14 protein-coding genes are annotated in these 18821 nt (G+C 47.1%); 8 read left to right on the forward strand and 6 right to left on the reverse strand.

Annotated elements, in window-relative coordinates:
• Positions 1 to 216 precede the first annotated feature (216 nt).
• Positions 217 to 822: a glycerol-3-phosphate 1-O-acyltransferase PlsY gene (gene plsY / locus QP860_RS01195; RefSeq protein WP_070617106.1), complete on the reverse strand. Its 606-nt coding sequence runs from the start codon at positions 820 to 822 to the stop codon at positions 217 to 219.
• Between the two features lie 202 nt (positions 823 to 1024).
• Between plsY and parE the strand changes: the two genes are divergently transcribed.
• The 6 genes from parE to QP860_RS01225 all read left to right on the forward strand — a co-directional run bounded on the left by parE (position 1025) and on the right by QP860_RS01225 (position 10396).
• Positions 1025 to 3079, forward strand: coding sequence for a DNA topoisomerase IV subunit B (parE, locus tag QP860_RS01200; protein ID WP_070617141.1), 2055 nt, complete (start codon positions 1025 to 1027; stop codon positions 3077 to 3079).
• 3 nt (positions 3080 to 3082) lie between these two features.
• Complete coding sequence (parC, locus tag QP860_RS01205; RefSeq protein WP_070617104.1) at positions 3083 to 5548, forward strand: DNA topoisomerase IV subunit A; 2466 nt, start codon at positions 3083 to 3085, stop codon at positions 5546 to 5548.
• 87 nt (positions 5549 to 5635) lie between these two features.
• Complete coding sequence (locus tag QP860_RS01210; RefSeq protein ID WP_070617102.1) at positions 5636 to 6487, forward strand: aldo/keto reductase; 852 nt, start codon at positions 5636 to 5638, stop codon at positions 6485 to 6487.
• Between the two features lie 61 nt (positions 6488 to 6548).
• The gene (locus tag QP860_RS01215; protein WP_284912050.1) at positions 6549 to 7487 is read left to right on the forward strand and encodes a manganese-dependent inorganic pyrophosphatase; all 939 of its coding nucleotides are present in this window, start codon (positions 6549 to 6551) and stop codon (positions 7485 to 7487) included.
• A 72-nt stretch (positions 7488 to 7559) separates the two neighbouring features.
• Complete coding sequence (gene trkA / locus QP860_RS01220; RefSeq protein ID WP_284912051.1) at positions 7560 to 8942, forward strand: Trk system potassium transporter TrkA; 1383 nt, start codon at positions 7560 to 7562, stop codon at positions 8940 to 8942.
• A 2-nt stretch (positions 8943 to 8944) separates the two neighbouring features.
• Entirely contained in the window at positions 8945 to 10396 is a 1452-nt protein-coding gene (locus QP860_RS01225) for a TrkH family potassium uptake protein (protein ID WP_284912052.1), read from the forward strand.
• Between the two features lie 64 nt (positions 10397 to 10460).
• Here QP860_RS01225 and QP860_RS01230 read toward each other — a convergent pair whose 3' ends face one another.
• Positions 10461 to 11354, reverse strand: coding sequence for a fructose bisphosphate aldolase (locus QP860_RS01230; RefSeq protein ID WP_070617096.1), 894 nt, complete (start codon positions 11352 to 11354; stop codon positions 10461 to 10463).
• Between the two features lie 644 nt (positions 11355 to 11998).
• On the opposite strand from QP860_RS01230, the gene QP860_RS01235 reads away from it, so the two are divergent.
• Together QP860_RS01235 and QP860_RS01240 are read left to right on the forward strand one after the other, a co-directional pair.
• Positions 11999 to 12352, forward strand: coding sequence for a HesB/YadR/YfhF family protein (locus tag QP860_RS01235; protein WP_141744568.1), 354 nt, complete (start codon positions 11999 to 12001; stop codon positions 12350 to 12352).
• Between the two features lie 15 nt (positions 12353 to 12367).
• On the forward strand, positions 12368 to 12787 hold the full coding sequence (locus tag QP860_RS01240; protein ID WP_083294302.1) for an OsmC family protein: 420 nt from the start codon (positions 12368 to 12370) through the stop codon (positions 12785 to 12787).
• 76 nt (positions 12788 to 12863) lie between these two features.
• On the opposite strand, the gene QP860_RS01245 is transcribed toward QP860_RS01240, so the two are convergent.
• The 4 genes from QP860_RS01245 to carB all read right to left on the reverse strand — a co-directional run bounded on the left by QP860_RS01245 (position 12864) and on the right by carB (position 18820).
• The gene (locus QP860_RS01245) at positions 12864 to 13556 is read right to left on the reverse strand and encodes a VIT1/CCC1 transporter family protein (RefSeq protein ID WP_070617090.1); all 693 of its coding nucleotides are present in this window, start codon (positions 13554 to 13556) and stop codon (positions 12864 to 12866) included.
• Between the two features lie 338 nt (positions 13557 to 13894).
• Complete coding sequence (locus QP860_RS01250; RefSeq protein WP_070617088.1) at positions 13895 to 14824, reverse strand: dihydroorotate dehydrogenase; 930 nt, start codon at positions 14822 to 14824, stop codon at positions 13895 to 13897.
• Positions 14824 to 15606: a dihydroorotate dehydrogenase electron transfer subunit gene (locus QP860_RS01255; RefSeq protein ID WP_070617087.1), complete on the reverse strand. Its 783-nt coding sequence runs from the start codon at positions 15604 to 15606 to the stop codon at positions 14824 to 14826. Before QP860_RS01255 ends, QP860_RS01250 begins: the two co-directional genes overlap by 1 nt.
• A gap of 25 nt (positions 15607 to 15631) precedes the next feature.
• The gene (carB, locus tag QP860_RS01260; protein WP_070617085.1) at positions 15632 to 18820 is read right to left on the reverse strand and encodes a carbamoyl-phosphate synthase large subunit; all 3189 of its coding nucleotides are present in this window, start codon (positions 18818 to 18820) and stop codon (positions 15632 to 15634) included.
• Between the last annotated feature and the right edge of the window lies 1 nt (position 18821).

Consider the following 18821-nt stretch of genomic DNA (forward strand, 5'->3'; position numbering starts at 1 on the left):
CAAAAATCAGTCTACTAAATATTGCCTCGTATACTTTAGCAACTTTATACCAATTTATACTTGACTAATCGTAGGAAGCTTCAGGGTGTGAAGGCTAGCGGGAGAAATAGACCTCTGGAGCAAAGGGACAGAGAAGACTGAAAGTCTTCGACGGCTCTTTAATGATCACTTTCAATGCGGAAGGAATGCTCATCTATACAATTTGGAAAAATATTCTTATTTTTTGGCTCGAAAACCAAAAGGAACTTTGGATTCGCTACCATTTAAGATGCGTTCAATATTGGTCCGGTGCCTGAGGATAACGATCAAGCATACAATGACTAAGATCAGTTGGAGGAAATGATCGCTAGTAAAGAGAAGCGACAAGACCAAAGCCGTCAACACACCACTGATTGAAGCTAAGCTCACCATGCGTGAGAAGTAGAGGACTAAGAAGAAGGCGCCAATTCCCAAAAGGGAAATCAGGGGCGCGTAGAAGAGTCCCATGCCGAAGCTAGAAGCCACGGCCTTACCTCCCTTGAACTTGAGAAAGATCGAGAAGCTATGGCCCAAAATAACCGCAATGCCATAAACCAGGGGATGCCAAGTAAAGGCAGTAAAGCTCTGGGAAATGAGGACAATGAGACCTGCTTTGAGCATATCGCAGACAAAAACGAATAAGCCACCAGTCCTACCCAGGGCGCGAAAGGCATTGGTGGTCCCGATATTGCCTGAGCCGTAGTCACGGAGATCAGTCTGATAGAAGACCCGACCGATCAGTAGGCCGAAAGGAACTGAGCCAAGAAGATAAGCAACAATTAGAAGTAATAAATTTAATAACATATATTCACCTGCTTTTTTGACATGTCTATATTATAGCATTATTCCGACCGCCCTTGATTAAAAAATTCAAAAGAGGCCAAGGACTAGGCAAGTGAAACAAGCATTGTGAATTCAGCAAAAATCGAGTAAGATGGTAAAAGATGTCTTTTTGAGACGCGATGAAATGAATGATAATAATTGGATTAAAGGGGACATGCTTAAGATGACCAAAAAGCAAGCACAATATGATGAAAGTTCAATCCAAGTCCTAGAAGGCCTGGAAGCCGTCAGAAAACGGCCGGGGATGTATGTGGGATCAACAGATAGCCGGGGCCTCCACCACTTGGTCTATGAAATTGTAGATAATTCTGTCGATGAGGCCTTAGCTGGCTATTGCGATGAAATTGACGTCTGCATCCACCCAGACAATTCTGTAACTGTCCAAGATAATGGCCGAGGCATGCCCATCGGCCAACATGCGACAGGCCGGCCCACGGTAGAAGTTATTTTAACCGTCCTCCATGCCGGAGGGAAATTCGGAGGTGGCGGCTATTCGACTTCAGGTGGCTTGCATGGGGTTGGCTCTTCTGTCGTGAACGCACTTTCTTCATCACTAGAAGTTACCGTCCACCGTGACCAAAAAGAGTATAAGCAAGCTTTCAAGGACGGCGGTAAGCCAGGTAAGGCCCACTTGAAGTCCATTAAATTTAAGGCCACAGGAACCAAGATTCATTTCAAACCAGATGAAAAAATTTTTGGCCAGGCCCAATTCGACCGCAAGACCTTACAAGAACACTTGCGCGAATCAGCCTTCTTAATGAAGAACTTAAAAATTAATTTTAAAGATGAAAGAGAGGACTTCGAAGAAAGCTACCACTATGAAGAGGGGATTGTCGCCTTCGTCAAATATCTTAATGAAGACAAGGACGCCCTCCACCAAGCTGTTTATTTCGAAGACAAGGCAGCCGAGAGCGGAATCGAGATGGAACTCGCCTTCCAATACAACGATGGCTATTCCGAAACCATCCTATCCTTTGTCAACAATGTACGGACTTCGGACGGGGGGACCCATGTTTCAGGGCTCAAGACCGGACTTACCAAGGCCTTCAATGAATATGCGCGGAAAACCAACCTGCTCAAACCCAAGGAAAAGAACCTGGAAGGGACTGATGTGCGCGAAGGTTTCACGGCTGTCCTATCCATCCATGTGCCGGAAGAATACCTGCAATTTGAAGGGCAGACCAAGAGTAAGCTAGGAACACCCCAGGCCCGGTCAAGTGTGGAAGCGATGGTCAATGAGAAGTTGGGCATCTACCTTCTAGAGAACGGAGAATCGGCCCAGCACCTGGTCCGCAAGGCCTTGAAGGCTCGGGAGGCCCGGGATGCTGCTCGCAAGGCCCGGGAAGAGAGCCGCAAGGGCAAGAAGAGCCGCAAACGAGAAACCCTCCTATCCGGCAAGCTGACCCCTGCTCAAGGTAAAAATGCCAATCGTAATGAACTCTTCTTAGTCGAAGGGGATTCAGCGGGAGGTTCAGCCAAGCAGGGGCGGGACCGGAAATTCCAAGCCATCCTACCGCTCCGGGGCAAGGTCTTAAATACGGAAAAGGCCAGCATGCAGGATATCTTAAAGAATGAAGAATTGAATACTATTATCTATACCATTGGTGCCGGCGTGGGGGTAGAATTTGAACTTGCTGATGCTAACTATGATAAGGTCATCATCATGACAGATGCGGATACAGATGGGGCCCATATTCAAGTTCTCCTCTTGACCTTCTTCTACCGCTATATGCGGCCCTTAGTCGAAGCCGGCAAGGTTTATTTGGCTATGCCTCCTCTTTATAAAGTATCTAAAGGCAAGGGGAAAAAGGCAAAAATCCGCTATGCTTGGACCGATGAGGAGCTCGCCCAAGTGACTAAGGAAGTTGGTAAGGGCTATACCCTCCAACGCTACAAGGGGCTGGGGGAAATGAATGCTGACCAATTATGGGAAACGACGATGAACCCTGACTCCCGCACCTTAATCCGGGTGACTTTGGATGACCAATCGCTAGCTGAGAAGCGGGTTTCCGTCCTGATGGGGAACAAGGTAGCCCCTAGACGGGAATGGATTGAAGAAAATGTTGCCTTTACTATGGATGAAGAGGACAAGCTCTTAGAGGCCGCTAGCCAGGAGAGCGATCCAGAAATGGAAGAAGAATTGGCCAGTAAACTGGCTGACCAGTCTGCTGGTCTAGAAGCTGACCAAACGAGTCTATTTGATGATGAGGAGTTTTAGTGCATGACAGTTGATATTCAAGAATTATCTCTAGAAGATGTAATGGGGGACCGTTTTGGCCGCTATTCCAAGTACATTATCCAAGACCGGGCCTTACCGGATATTCGCGATGGGCTCAAGCCTGTCCAACGGCGGATTCTTTATGCCATGTTTGTGGATGGCAATACCTCCAGTCATAATTTCCGTAAGTCTGCTAAAACAGTCGGGAATGTGATCGGTAACTACCATCCCCACGGCGATACCTCGGTTTATGATGCCATGGTGCGGATGAGCCAAGACTGGAAGAACCGGGAAGTCTTAATCGAGATGCATGGTAATAACGGCTCGATGGACGGCGACCCAGCAGCTGCTATGCGTTACACCGAGGCCCGTTTATCTAAGATTGCCGATGAACTCTTGGCCGACTTGGACAAACAGACGGTTGAAACTATGCTCAACTTTGACGACACGGAAGAAGAGCCTACCGTATTACCTGCCGGCTTTCCTAATTTATTGGTCAATGGAGCAGCGGGAATTTCTGCTGGTTATGCGACGGAAATTCCCACCCACAATCTGGGAGAGGTCATTGACGCTACTAATTATTTTATCGACCATCCCAAGGCTAGCTTAGACAAGCTCATGGACTTTCTACCCGGTCCAGATTTTCCGACAGGTGGGATTATCCAAGGCAAGGATGAAATCCGCAAGGCCTATGAAACAGGTCGGGGCAAGGTAGTTGTCCGGTCTAAGCACCGCATGGAGACCCTGCGTTCGGGCCGCCAACAGATTGTCATCGATGAAATTCCCTTTGAAGTCAACAAATCGGACTTGGTCAAACGGATGGACGAACTCCGGCTCAATAAGAGCATTGAGGGCATTAGTGAGATCCGCGATGAAAGCGACCGCAACGGCCTAAGAATTGTTATCGAGTTGAAGAAGGATGCCAATGCCAATGCCATCCTCCAGTATTTCTATAAGAATACGAACTTGCAGATTAATTACAACTTCAATATGGTAGCCATTAACCAGCTCCGGCCCCAGCAAGTGGGCTTGAAGGATATCCTGTCAGCCTATGTCAGCCACCGTAAGGAAATAGTCACCCGGAGGACCCAATTTGATCTCGACAAGGCCTCCCAGCGCTTGCACATTGTCGATGGCTTAATCAAGGCCATCAGCATCCTCGATGAGCTGATCCAAACTATCCGGCAGAGTAAGGACAAGAAGGACGCCAAGCAAAATATTATGGAGCAGTTTGACTTTACTGACAAGCAAGCTGAAGCCATTGTCAACCTCCAACTTTACCGGCTAACCAATACCGATATCACTAGCCTCCAGGAAGAAAAACTCAGCTTAAATGAAGCCATTGCTTCTTACCAAACGATTTTGAGTCAGCCCAAGGTCTTACTCAAGGTCATCAAAAACGAGCTCAAGGCCATCAAAAAAGCCTATAGCAATCCCCGGCGTAGTGAGATCCAGGATGAGATCAGTGAAATTAAGATTAAAAAGGAACTCCTTATTCCTGAAGAGCAGGTCATGGTAGTCATCAGCAATTATGGTTATGTCAAGCAAACTAGTTTGCGTTCTTACCGGTCTTCTGAGCTAGAAGACCTGGGACTAAGAGAGGGCGACCATGTCCTGTACTTAGCTGAACATTCTACACTTGATCAATTGATCTTAATCACCAACAAAGGCAATTATATCTTCCAACCTGTCCATGAACTTCAAGAGCTCAAGTGGAAGGACCTAGGAGAGCACATATCGCAAAGGGTTAACTTTGCTAATGATGAAAAAATTATTAAAGTGCTCCCTTACGACAAAAATAGCAAAGATAATATCTTGCTTATTACCCAGGCAGGCATGGTTAAGCAAAGTCCATTAGCTGATTTTAAAGAATTTAGAGGTTATAAGAAGCGCTCAGCCGTCGCCATGACCCTCTCCGACGACATGGACCAAGTCGTCAATGTCTATCAAGTATCTGATGAGACAGACCAGAGCCAAGCCCAGATCATTATCTTTACTGAATTTGGCTTCAGTCTGCGCTATAGCATTGACGAAATCAACCAGGTTGGTCTCCGTGCCAAAGGGGTGAAGTCCATTAACCTCAAAGACAAAGACCAGGTTGTCAATGCTGTCTACCAGGACCAAGTGGACGACCAGGCGCAAATTATCTTATTCACCCAAAGAGGCCACGCCAAACGTTTGCGCTGGGAAGAGATTGCCAGTCTTGGCCGGGCCAAACGGGGACTCGTGGTCCTCAAGGAATTGAAGACCAAGCCTCACCGCTTGCTCGCTGCCTATCCGGTAGCGACCACCCAAGACCTCTTTGAACTATACTGCGCCAATGGTCAGCTCAAACAAATCCGAGCCGTTGACGCACCGATTGCGGACCGCTATTCCAATGGCAAAGCCCTGGTCGATGAAGATAAAGAAGGGGAGCTTATGCGCGTGACCCCCCTCATCGATTTGGACTTGCTAGCGGCAGAAGACTAGAGCTTTCACTTTTCAAATCTTAAACAGACCTGTTATACTGGGGCTAAAGATTGATACTGATGATTTCAAAGGAGGCATTGGATCCAAATGACTATTCCATACTATACTTTGCGTAACGGTGACCAAGTCCCCCAAGTCGGTTTAGGGACCTATAAGCTTAAAGGTCGGGCCGGTGTGGACAGCATCAAGGCTGCCTTAGACATTGGCTACCGCTACCTCGACACCGCTTATAATTATGAAAATGAGGGGACAGTTGGCCAGGCCATTCGCGAATCAGGCTTGGCTCGTGACCAGATCCAAGTCGCTAGCAAGTTACCAGGCCGCTACCACACTTATGATTTAGCCCTGACGGCCATTGAAGAATCCCTTTACCGGGCCCAGTTGGACTACTATGACTACTACTTAATCCATTGGCCTAATCCTAAGCAAGGCCACTATGTCGAAGCTTGGCAGGCCCTGATTGAAGCTAAAAATCGCGGCTATGTCAAAGCGATTGGAGTCAGCAATTTCTTACCTGAACACATCGATCGCTTAATTGAAGAGACCCAGGAAGTACCGGTTATGAACCAGGTAGAGACCCATCCTTATTTTCAACAAACTAAGCAGATTGCCTACGATAGAGGCCACGACATCCTGACCCAGGCTTGGAGCCCGCTCGGTCGGGGGAGCGAGAAAATGTCTGAATCTATCTTGGAACAAGATCCAATCAAAGAGATTGCTAAGAAGCGCGGCAAGACACCAGGTCAGGTTGTCCTCCGCTGGCATTTACAGATTGGCACCATGCCCATTCCTAAGTCGAGCCATGCTGACCGTCTAGAAGAGAACTTCAGCGTCTTTGACTTTGAACTTGACGATAACGACATGGCCCAGATTGCTCGCTTGGACCATCCCAATGGTCGAACCGGGGCACAAAATCCAGCGGTTTATGAAGAATTCTAAGCCTAAAGCCGGCTTTTATGATAAAATAGAGGCAGAAGTTTTTTAGAAAAGAGGAGATTTTGTGAGTAAAATTCTTGTTTTTGGACACCAAAATCCAGACACAGATGCCATTACATCTGCTATCACTTACAGTCATTTATTAAATCAATTGGGTGAAGAGGCTGAAGCCATCGCTCTTGGCGACTTAAACCCAGAAACCCAGTTCGCTTTAGAGCATTTCTCTGTCCAAGCCCCACGTGTGGTTAAGAAAGTAGCTGCAGAAACAGATCGCGTGGCCTTAGTGGACCACAACGAATTCCAACAATCTGCTGAAGATATCCGTGAGGTTGAAATCCATTCTGTAGTGGACCACCACCGGATTGCTAATTTCGAGACGGCTTCACCTTTGGCCTATACCGCTCGTCCCGTAGGCTGTACCCAGACGGTCATTTATGGCCTCTACCAAGTCCACGGCGTTGAAGTGACTAAGGAAATCGCAGGCTTGATGCTTTCTGGTCTGATTTCTGATACCTTGCTCTTGAAATCACCAACTTGTACTGAAGAAGACCGTAAATTAGCCAGCAAGCTCGCTGAGATTGCTGAAATCGACCTTGAAGCTTATGGTCTCGACATGTTGCGGGCAGGGGCCGACGTTTCTGAAAAATCTGCCTTGGAAATCGCTGATGGCGACGCCAAGTCCTTCGAATTAAACGGTCACTCTGTCCGCATCGGCCAAGTCAACGTGGTGGATGTCAATGACGTCCTCAAGCGTAAAGACGACATGCTCCAAGTTATGCAAAAAGAAACCGCAGAAAAAGGCTATGACGCCTTCTTCCTCGTGGTTACTAATATCTTGACCAATGATTCAGAAGGCTTGTTAGTTTCTAATGTCGACCTTGTCGAACACTTTGAAAAAGCCTTTACTGGTAAAATTGTTGACTCTCAAATCGCCTTACCAGGCTTAGTATCTCGGAAAAAACAAATTGTACCTCCTTTAACTGAAGCTTTCGAAGGAGCTTAGAGGAGCGTTTGCATGAATTAAAACGAGGCTGGGACAAAAAGCTCCAGCCTCGTTTTAAATAGGGGTTGTGTAATGAAAAAAATGGAAATTGTGGTGGTTGGAGGAGGCGAACTCGGCCAAGAATTATGCTACCTTCTCAATAAGGAAGGGCACGAGATCACCTTAATCGACCAGTCCCAGCAAGTCATCGACAAGTTAATTGAAGTCCTAGATATACAAGGTATCTGCGGGACAGCAACCAACTTAGATACCTTGTTGGAAGCCAATGTGGACCGCTGTGACGTTTTTATCAGCGTCACAAACTTGGATGAAGTGAATATTATTTCAGCCATCTTAGCTGAAAAAATTGGCGCCCGCTACCGAATTGTCCGCTCGCGCTCGGGGGAATATACGGCCAATGAAGACTTCATCCGCGAGCATTTGGGGATTAACTATGTCATCAACCAGGACAAAGAAGCAGCTAAGGAAATTGTTACGGTCCTTGACTATCCAGCTGCTATTCACGTCGAAAAATTTTACCATGACCGGATCAAGCTCCTCCAGATTCGCCTGACTGCCTACAGTCCTATCCTCAACTGGAGTGTGGCCCAGGTCCGGCAAAAATTAAGTGATATTGTGATCTGTCTGATCGAGAGAGGGGACCATGTCTTTATTCCGCACGGGGATGATTACCTGCGCCAGGATGACCAGATCCATATCATCGCAACCAATGAAGTTTTGAGCCAGTCTGCCTATATCGCAGGCCACAAGCAGCGGGCCAACTACCGGTCGGTAATGATTATAGGGGGAAGCCGGATCAACCGTTACCTAGTGCCCTTGCTGGACAAGCGCGGTATCCATGTCAAATTAATCGAAAAAGACCTCAAGCGAGCCGAACTCCTAGCGGATGAAATTGACCAGGCTGAGATTATTTTAGGCGACGGAACGGACCAGCGCTTCTTAAGGGAACACCGGATTGACCGCCATGATATTGTCATTTCCATGACCGATTCCGACGAAGAAAACTTAATGCTATCCCTTTTCGCCCATGAAGAAGGCGTTAAGAAAAACATTACCAAGGTTAACCGACCCAAGCTTGTCCGGCTGCTGAATGCAGAAAATCTGGATGTCATTGTCTCGCCCCGGATATCAGTCTCAGATGCCATTATCCGCCATGTACGGGCCATTCCAGAGAATAACAGTGCACTCTTAGGCTATGCCCGATTGGCAGTGGATAAGGAAATAGCGGAAGCTATGGAATTTCAAGTCAGCGCCCAGGACAGGGTGACCCAAGCGCCAATTAAAGACCTGGCCATCAAAAACCATGTGCTCTTAGGAATGATTGTGCGCCAGGACCGACTCCATATCCCATCCGGCGACGACCAGCTTCAAGCAGGGGATGATGTTTTGATTTTTACCTCCTGCCGGGATGTCTTTAGCCTGGATGATATCTTAGAGAGGAGGGAGCGAGCCTAGCCATGAATACGTCCTTTCTTCGTTTTATCATCGGTCGTTTGCTGATGATCCTAGGGCTCTTGATGATTCCATCCATCTTAGTAGGGCTCTATTACGGCAACCCTGCCCGGGTCATCTGGGCCTTTGTCATCACCATTGCTCTCTGTGAACTCCTTGGCTTGGCCTTGTCCTACCGCCAGCCCAATTCGGATATCTTCTACCAGCGCGAAGGCTTTGCACTGGTTAGTATTATCTGGTTGCTCTATTCTTTTTTTGGAGCCTTGCCCTTTTACTTGAGCCAGTCAGTGGGGGACTTTATCGACGCCTTCTTTGAATCGGTCAGTGGCTTCACCACGACGGGAGCCTCTGTTCTCAGCTCCAGCCTCCATATTTTGCCTGAAGCCCTCATGTTCTGGCGGAGCTTTACGCTCTTAATTGGTGGGATGGGGATGTTGGTTTTTATCCTATACATTCTACCGAATTTCGGGGCCAGGGGGGTCTATGTCATGCGGGCCGAACTGCCTGGCCCGGTCTTTGGTAAGGTTGAGTCCCGGGTCTCCAGCTCCATCAATATTCTCTACAGCATTTATTTGGTCATGACTCTAGTCGTTATGGTTCTCCTACGCTTGGGAAAGGTTCCCTGGTTTGAAGCGGCCCTCTTAGCCATGGGGGCCTCAGGGACAGGGGGCTTTAACATTTATAGCAATTCCATTGCCCACTACAATAGCGACTATGTGGACCTCGTTATGGCCATTGCCATGTTCATCTTCGGGATGAGCTTTAACTTCTTTTACTTGTTCTATATCGGCAAGTGGCGGCAGGTACTCCGCAGTGAAGAACTGCGCTGGTATGTGGCTATCATTGCCTTGGCCAGCTTGATTATCTTCCTCAATATTAACGGCCTCTACCAGAGTCCCTTCCAAGCCTTGAAAGATGCCTTCTTCAATGTGGTATCAGTTAACTCGACCACCGCCTACACCAATGTTTCCATCGCTAATTGGCCGGTGACGACGGATATTGTCCTGCTCTTCCTCATGTTTACAGGAGCCATGTCCGGGTCGACCACTTCAGGATTGAAAATCGTCCGGATTGCGATCTTCTTCAAGTCCATCCGCCAAGAAATCCGGCGTGTCCTAGCACCTAGCCGGGTCCACCCCATCAAATTTGACGGAAAAAGGGTGAGCCATGATATCCAGCGGTCGATTGCTTTTTATCTGATGACTTACCTGGCTGTTTTCTGCCTGGTGCTCTTTATCCTGAGCCACTACACCCAGAGTTTCAGCGGAGCCTTCAATGCGGTCATCGCTACGCTGAATAATATTGGCTATGGCCTGGACCTTCTGGGGCCTAGTGAAGACTATGCCGAATTAGCCCCTTTCGCCAAGTTCATTATGTGCCTAACCATGCTGATGGGGCGCTTGGAAATCTATCCGATCCTCCTAAGCTTGACACCTCGGGTATGGAAGAAATACTAATACTAGACCAAAAGACAGCTCAAGGATTTACCTTGAGCTGTCTTTTTATTTTAACTAAATTAAATTATACTTCTTTATTCACCGAAGCATCATAGATCGTATCGATAGCTGTCTTGAGCTCGTTGTGGAAGTCTTCATCAGATTGGCTGGCCCGTAAAGCATTGGTTAGGGCACGGGAGAAGCTAGCAATCACACCTTCATTGCGGCGTAGCTTGTCATTGGCTTCATCGATCGAGTAACCGCCGGATAGGGCAACCACGCTTAGGACTTGTGGATGGTCGACTAATTCTTTGTAAGCGTTATCGACGCTTGGTAGGGTTAATTTAAGCATTACCACTTGGTCGTCAGCTAATTGGTCAAGTTCCTTGAGAATTTCTTGTTTGAGGACTTCTTCAATCTCTGCCTTATCCTCAGCATGAATATTAACTTCCGGCTCAACAATAGGGACGAGGCCAGCAGCAATAACTTTTTTAGCCAAATCAAATTGTTGGCTGACTACTTTCTTAATTCCATCAGGGTTCAATTCTAAGATATTCGAACGTTCCTTGGTCCCAAAGATGCCACGTTCATTAGCACGGGTTAATAGGTCATCAAGATTTGGAATATCTTTCATGATTTGGACACCGTTTTCGATTTCTGCTAGTCCTTTGTCAATTTTTAGGAAGGGGACAATCCCTTTATCTGCCAGGTAAGTCGCGGTATATTTACCTTCAACTTGGCGATCCATAGTTTGCTCAAATAGGATAGCCCCGAGAATCTTGTCTGAATTAAAGGCGTCATCCGTCATAATCCGGGTCCGCATCTCATGGACGAGATCAAACATTTCTTCTTCGCTAGAGTATTGGTCCTCAGAAACACCATAAGCGGCTAAGGCCTTAGGAGTTGAACCACCGCTTTGGTCTAAAGCAGCGATAAAACCGTCTCCTGATTTTACACGGTCAAACTGTTCTTGGTTCATAATATTATAAGACTCCTTTACTTAAATTCTATTTGAGACAAAAATTAAATCCCAATCGTCTCGCACTTATTATAACAAAAATGAACTTAGCTTCAAAGGGAAGGCCTATTATTAATTTACCTATTGCTTCTCATAACGTATATTATGTTAACTAGAATAGATAAAAAAACTCACTGACAAGATCCAAAGATTTCTTTGCTTATATATGAATATTTATTCATTGTATGTAAGTTTACTCCCATCTGTCTCACAATCTCCTTGGTTAACTACAAACTGACCCCGTCTTTAGCCTCTAGACTTCGTTTACTGCTCAAGTTAAGACGCTAGCCAGGCACAAAGGTTCTAGTTGCTGACAATTTGATCAAAAAGCTCCAAAATGCATTTCACAAAGTCATTTCGAAATTAAATAAATATGCTTCAAATTTGAATTGTTTACTCTTTGTCACTGACTCTCCCTTAAATGTTAGTCCTTGTAAGCCTTTTCTTAGTCATTTAGTCCATTTAGCTTGATAACATTCTGAGTCAAGTTTATTTCCTGAATTGGCTGACTCCATTCACTAGAAGCTAACTTACTTGACCTCTTATAGGCCTTCTATGCTAAACTTAAGGCAATGAAATGAATAATAGATAGGAAGTGTTGGATAATGGATATTCAAGTGAGTGACGCAGCGGTAAAGTTCTTTAAAGATGAAGTGGCGCCAGGTCCCGGTCAAGGTATTCGCATTTATGGTAAAGTCTACGGCTCGACCAATGTGCACGATAATTATTCCGTGGGGATCTTAGTTGAAGCGCCTCAAAATGTCTTCGCCCAAGTAGAAAAAGACGGCTTGCTGATCTTTGCTGAGGACGAAGACCAGTGGTTCTTTGAAGATTATAATTTAGAAATTGATTACGATGCTGAAGAAGATGTGCCAACTTATTACTTTATCAGTTCTGATCCTGAAGAAGCTGCTAGACAGCGAGAAGTCGATGCCCAATCTGGTGCTTCCGCTCATTAAAGAAAGGTGTTAAGAATGACTAAAATGCATGTTCAAGCCCAGGTCTTTGAGAATTTACATTTAAAGCTGACAGTTGATGGCCACGACTATGAATTAGACCATGACCTGCCAGATTCATCCTACCAGCCCCAGGCTACAACGCCAGGCGGTGCCCTCTTGGTCGGCCTGGCTGGCTGTAAACTGATGGTGGCCCAGACTTACCTGCGCGGTCGAAAAATTGAAGGCGTTGATGTCTCCCTCGAACTTGAAGCTGATTTTGAGCGAGATGACCAAGGCCAGCGCAAACTCCAGGCAGATGTAAAACTGAACATTGAAGGTGACTTGACTGACAAGCAGCGAGAAAATCTCCAACGCTATGTTGAAAGCCAGTGTGCAGTGGAACAGATCCTCTTGAGCGACAGCAATCAAATTCAAACCCACTACAAGTTTAATTAGAATGATTATAATAGAAATAAGCCCAGAATCGTCTGAAAATGATTCTGGGCCTATTTTATAATTAGAAAAATTAAGTCTAAATATTAGCCAAGATACTTCCTATACCGTAAGCGGCTACTGCAGCCAAACCGCCAATGACCAACATCTCAAGCCCCGATTTGAAGCTATTTTCTTTGGTTACAGAGGCTTTGGCGACCCCTAAGATAAAAAGCATACTAAAGGTCATAAAGATTGAAAAAGGAAAAGTATAGGGTACGAGTTCCGGATTGAAATAAGCCAGAATAAAAATGATTAAGGGAAATAGCCCAAAGAAGGCAAAAGAGAAGAAAGTAATACAAGCATTGGTCAAAGGCTGAGAAGCCTCGTCTTCTCCGACAGAAAGAACTTTCATTTGGGTGTCGACATCGTGCTGGGATAGTTTTTCGGCAATAAATTGCGCTTGCTGACTGTCTAAGCCCTTACTTTCATAGGCTTCTTGGATGTGGTTTTGGTTAAATTGAGGGTTATCCTTGAGTGCTTTCGCCGTTTCAATACGTTCAAAATCATCATAGGCGCGCTCTGATTTACTGGACAGATAGTCACCAACAGCCATAGAAATACCATCGGCTAGGAGATTAGCGAAGCCTAAGATAATAATCACTTCCATCTTGAGCTCACCACCAATTGATCCAGCGACTACGGCAAAGGTCGTAATAATCCCATCCAAACCGCCATAAACCATGGACTTCAACCCCTCACCCCGGTTAAAGTTCTGTACTTCACTTGCCATATGAACCACTCCTTTTCTTATTTAATACATGCTTCCAAATCTATTAGAAAGTAGTCAATCGATGAAAAAAGGCACACCGAAAGACAGTTGATACTGCCTCACAGTGTGCCTCATTAAGCGCTCTGCTGTCGGAAGTCTCACCTCCCGACCGGGTTTTGGATCTAAAGATCCGCCACTTGCTCTAAACGATTATTTAACTTTCTGTATTCATTATAAACAACAACTTCCAATGTGTCAAGTCTAATTATAATAATTACAATGTAAATTTAAAGTAAAGAAAAGAAAACCCCATAACGAGAATCGCTCACTTGGGGTCTTCCCTATTTAACTTTCTAAACTTAACCACGCAAGCGCTGACGGACATCTATAATTAAATCCTCTAAGCTTTCAATCCCTAGTTCGTCCATCCTTTGCGGTAAGGCTTGGATGAGTTTTGGGCAGATATAAGGATCGGTAAAATTGGCAGTCCCGACAGCGACAGCGGAAGCGCCCGCCATAAACATTTCGAGCACATCATCAACTGTGAAGACACCACCCATGCCAATAATCGGCAGGTCTGAGTGACTAGCTACCTGGTGGATCAAACGAATAGCAACCGGCTTAATGGCTGGGCCTGATAAGCCACCAGTTTGGTTAGCTAGGATCGGACGCCGGGTCTTCAGGTCAATCCGCATACCCAAGAGCGTATTGATCATAGTAAAACCATCCGCTCCTCCTGCCTCGATGGCCTCAGCAATTGGCAGGATATCTGTGACATTAGGCGATAATTTGGCATAGACAGGGACCTTAGCCACCTTCTTAACCGCCTGAATCAGGTCAAAGGCCACGTCAGGATCTGTCCCAAAAGTAATTCCGCCTTCTTTAACATTGGGGCAAGAAATATTTAATTCAATGGCTTTGACATTAGGGGCGTCACCGATGCGTTCACAAACGATCACATAGTCTTCCTGGGAAGAGCCGGCTACATTGGCGATAATGGGCAGGTCTTCATAGACTTCTAGGGCCGGCAAATAGTCCTTCATGACCACCTCTAGGCCTGGATTTTGTAAGCCAATGGCATTGAGCATGCCGGAGGGGGTTTCAGCCACCCGCGGCGTCGGATTGCCCAATTTTTCTAGAGGGCTAGTAGCTTTGACCATAATCGAGCCCAGTTGGGTGAGGTCATAGTACTTGGCGTATTCCTTTCCAAAACCAAAGCAACCTGAAGCAGGGATAATGGGGTTCTTTAAGTCGAGTCCTGGTAGCTTAACTGCTAAACGATTCGTCATTAGAGCACCACCTCCTTAGCTTGGAAGACAGGGCCATCTTCACAGACCTTCTTCGTCCGGATCTGACCTTGGGGGCCGTCCTCAGATGACCGGCAAACACAAGCTGCACAAGCGCCCATCCCACAGGCCATGCGTTCTTCTAGAGAAAGCTGGATATTGTCTGTCCCCTGACAGGTCTGGTAGACCGCCTTGAGCAGGCCATTAGGACCACAGGAAAAGACAGCGTCAGGCTCAATGCCTGCCTGGCGGACCATCTGGCAGACATTGCCATGGAAGCCATAGGATCCGTCATCCGTAGACACATGAGTGGGGCCTAATTGGCTAAAGGCCTCTTCATAGAAGACCGCGTCCTTAGTCGCATAGCCGAGGAAATGCTGGCAGTGGACCCCTTTTTGGCGGAGCTGGGCCGATAATTCATAGAGGGGAGGAATTCCTATTCCCCCACCAATAATGAAGGCCTGGTCGCCTGCTTGAAGCTGGGAGAGGTCAAAGCCCCTACCTAAAGGCCCCATGACATCGAGGACGTCGCCAGCTGTCATCTCAGAGAAGATCCGGGTCCCATCTCCTTCCACCCGGTAAATAATCCGGCAGGTCCCAAGCTCGCGGTGGATGCGGTTGAGACTGATGGGACGCCTGAGTAAGAGGTCCTGCCGGGGCACCCGGATATGGATAAACTGTCCGGATTCCCCCATTTCTTGGACAAGGTCCCCTTTCAAGGTCATTTCAAAGATTCTAGGTGCAATTTCTTCCTGCTTGATGATGGTCATCATCTCCTGGCGCATGTCGTCTCCCCTTTCTAGTATAAATTTAAATGGCTTGAATTGAGAATGCGCGTGCTTGCATGACACGAAGAATGGCGCGGGCTGTATCCAAGGAGGTGAAGAGTGGGACACCTTGTTCCACCGCTGCTTGGCGGATCGCAAAACTATAGTCCTGACTCTCATCTTCCTCTTGGGAGACCCGGTTAACGACCGCCTGGATAGAACCTGAATGGATAGCTTCTTGAACAGATGGGGCCTCTACATCTTCACTGTGGCCTTCAATGGTTTGAACCAAGAGCCCTTGTTCTTCAAAGTAAGCCGCTGTGTTCGTTGTGGCCACAATCCCATAACCCAGTTCCGCAAAAGCGTCGGCCAGGTCATAGGCTTCTTCCTTGTCTTCGTCAGCAATGGTAAAGAGAATATTGCCATGGTCTGGCATATGGAGCCCGGCTGCTTCGAAGGCCTTGTAGAGGGCCTTATTGCTATCGTGGTCACCACCCATGACTTCCCCTGTTGACTTCATTTCAGGACTCAGGTAGGAGTCGACTTGGTTCAATTTAGTGAAGGAGAAGACCGGAGCCTTGACATAGACTTGGTCTGTTTCAGCTGCTAGGCCAGTTGGATAGCCAAGATCTGTGATTTTCTGGCCAAGAATAGCCTTGGTTGCCAGTTGGGCCATTGGAATATCGGTGACCTTACTTAAGAAAGGTACGGTCCGGCTAGCTCGTGGATTCACTTCAATCACATAGACTTTATTTTCATAAATAACGAATTGGATATTCATCATGCCAATACAGTTTAAGCCCAGGGCTAATTTTTCCGTATAGTCCAAGATAGTGGCCTTGACCTCTTCAGAGAAAGACTGGGGTGGATAAATTCCCATGGAGTCGCCTGAGTGGACGCCGGCATGTTCGATATGTTCCAAGATACCTGGCACAAGGACATTCTCCCCGTCACAGATGGCATCGACTTCGCATTCATAGCCAGGGAGGTAACGATCGATCAGAACCGGATGTTCGGGTGAAGCCTTCACCGCATTGGCCATATAGTTTTCAAGGTCGGATTGCTGGTCTACAATCTGCATAGCCCGGCCGCCTAGAACATAGGATGGCCGTACTAGAACTGGGTAGCCAATCTTGTCCGCAATTCGTACCGCTTCTTCTGGACTTCTAGCCGTGTCCCCAATCGGTTGGGGAATGTTTATTTGGCTCAGGACCTGCTCGAATAAATCACGGTCTTCTGCCCGGTCCAAATCTTCCACTGTGGTTCCTAGGATCTTAACGCCAGCCTCGGCTAGTGGTGCAGCCAGGTTGATAGCGGTCTGACCTCCGAATTGGACGATAACGCCGAGGGGCTTTTCAACCGCAATGACTTCCATCACATCTTCAAAAGTTAAAGGCTCAAAGTAGAGCTTGTCAGAGATGGAGAAGTCTGTCGACACGGTTTCCGGGTTATTGTTCATAATAATGGCTTCATAGCCCGCATCTTGGATAGCCTTCACAGAATGGACAGTCGCATAGTCAAATTCGACCCCCTGGCCAATTCGGATAGGCCCTGAGCCTAGGACAAGGATAGAGCCTTTGTCCGTAGAAGGCTGGCTTTCACTGTAGCTTTCATAAGAGCTGTAGAAGTATGGAGTGGAAGCTTCGAATTCAGCGGCACAGGTATCTACCATCTTATAGACTGGATGGATGCCCGCTTCCAAGCGTTTCTCACGGAAGTCGGATTCGTCCATGTCCCATAACTGGGCCAGCTTATAGTCAGTAAAGCCATATGTTTTAGCCTGGCCAACCTTTTCCATGTTTCCTGGCTTTGCCTTGAGGTCGTCCTCAATTTCTACAATGTGTAAGAGTTTATCTAGGAAGAAGAGGTCGATCTTTGTCAACTGGGCAATATCTTCAATGCTGTAACCGCGGCGGATGGCTTCCATGATATAGAAGAGTCGGTCGTCTTGGGCTTTGATTAACTTTTCGCTGATGACATCGTCTGAGACATCTTCAAGTTCTTTCATTTCGGCGTGGTAGCAGCCGATCTCGAGTGAACGCACAGCTTTTAGAGTCGCTTCTTCGATGTTTCTTCCGATCGCCATGACTTCCCCAGTCGCCTTCATTTGTGTCCCTAAGCGGCGCTCCGCATCTTGGAACTTGTCAAAAGGCCAGCGCGGAATCTTGCAGACCACATAGTCTAAGGTGGGTTCGAATTCTGCATAGGTTGATTCCGTCACAGGGTTCATCATTTCATCCAGGGTCAGACCGAGGGCAATCTTGGCTGCTAGCTTAGCGATCGGATAACCCGTCGCCTTGGAAGCTAAAGCGGAAGACCGAGACACCCGAGGGTTCACTTCAATCACATAATACTTGAAACTCTTAGGGTCTAGGGCTAACTGCACATTACAGCCCCCTTCAATTTCAAGGGCACGGATAATAGATAAGGAAGCATCACGAAGCATCTGGTGTTCATCATCGGACAGGGTCTGGGTGGGTGCGTAGACAATGGAGTCGCCCGTGTGGATACCGACAGGGTCAAAGTTCTCCATATTACATACCACAATGGCATTATCAGCAGAGTCCCGCATCACTTCATATTCAATTTCCTTGTAACCCGCAATACTCTGCTCGATCAGGCACTGGGTCACGGGAGATAAGGACAGCCCATTTTCGGTGATTTCTCTAAGCTCCTCTTCGTTCTCGCACAGACCCCCACCCGTTCCGCCTAAGGTATAGGCTGGACGTACGATCAAGGGATAGCCGATCTTCGCTCCAAAAGCGACCGCTTCATCTACCGTGTGGACAATGGTTGATTCAGGGATAGGTTGCTGTAATTCTTCCATTAATCGCTTGAACTGGTCCCGGTCCTCGGCCTGTTCAATGGCTGAGAGCTTGGTGCCCAATAGTTCAATCCCCAATTCGTCTAAGATGCCGGCTTTAGATAATTCTAAGGCCATATTAAGGCCGGTTTGCCCGCCTAGGGTTGGGAGAATCGCATCGGGACGTTCTTTTCTCAGGATGCGGGAGACAAATTCATAGGTAATGGGTTCAATATAAACCTCATCCGCGATCTCCTTGTCGGTCATGATGGTCGCTGGATTGGAATTCACAAGGACGACTTCATAGCCTTCTTCTTTAAGAGCTAGGCAAGCCTGGGTCCCGGCATAGTCAAACTCAGCTGCTTGACCGATCACGATCGGACCTGAGCCAATGACCATAATTTTTTGGATATCTGTACGTTTAGGCATC

Source organism: Aerococcus sp. UMB1112A (assembly GCF_030230715.1).
GTDB lineage: Bacteria > Bacillota > Bacilli > Lactobacillales > Aerococcaceae > Aerococcus.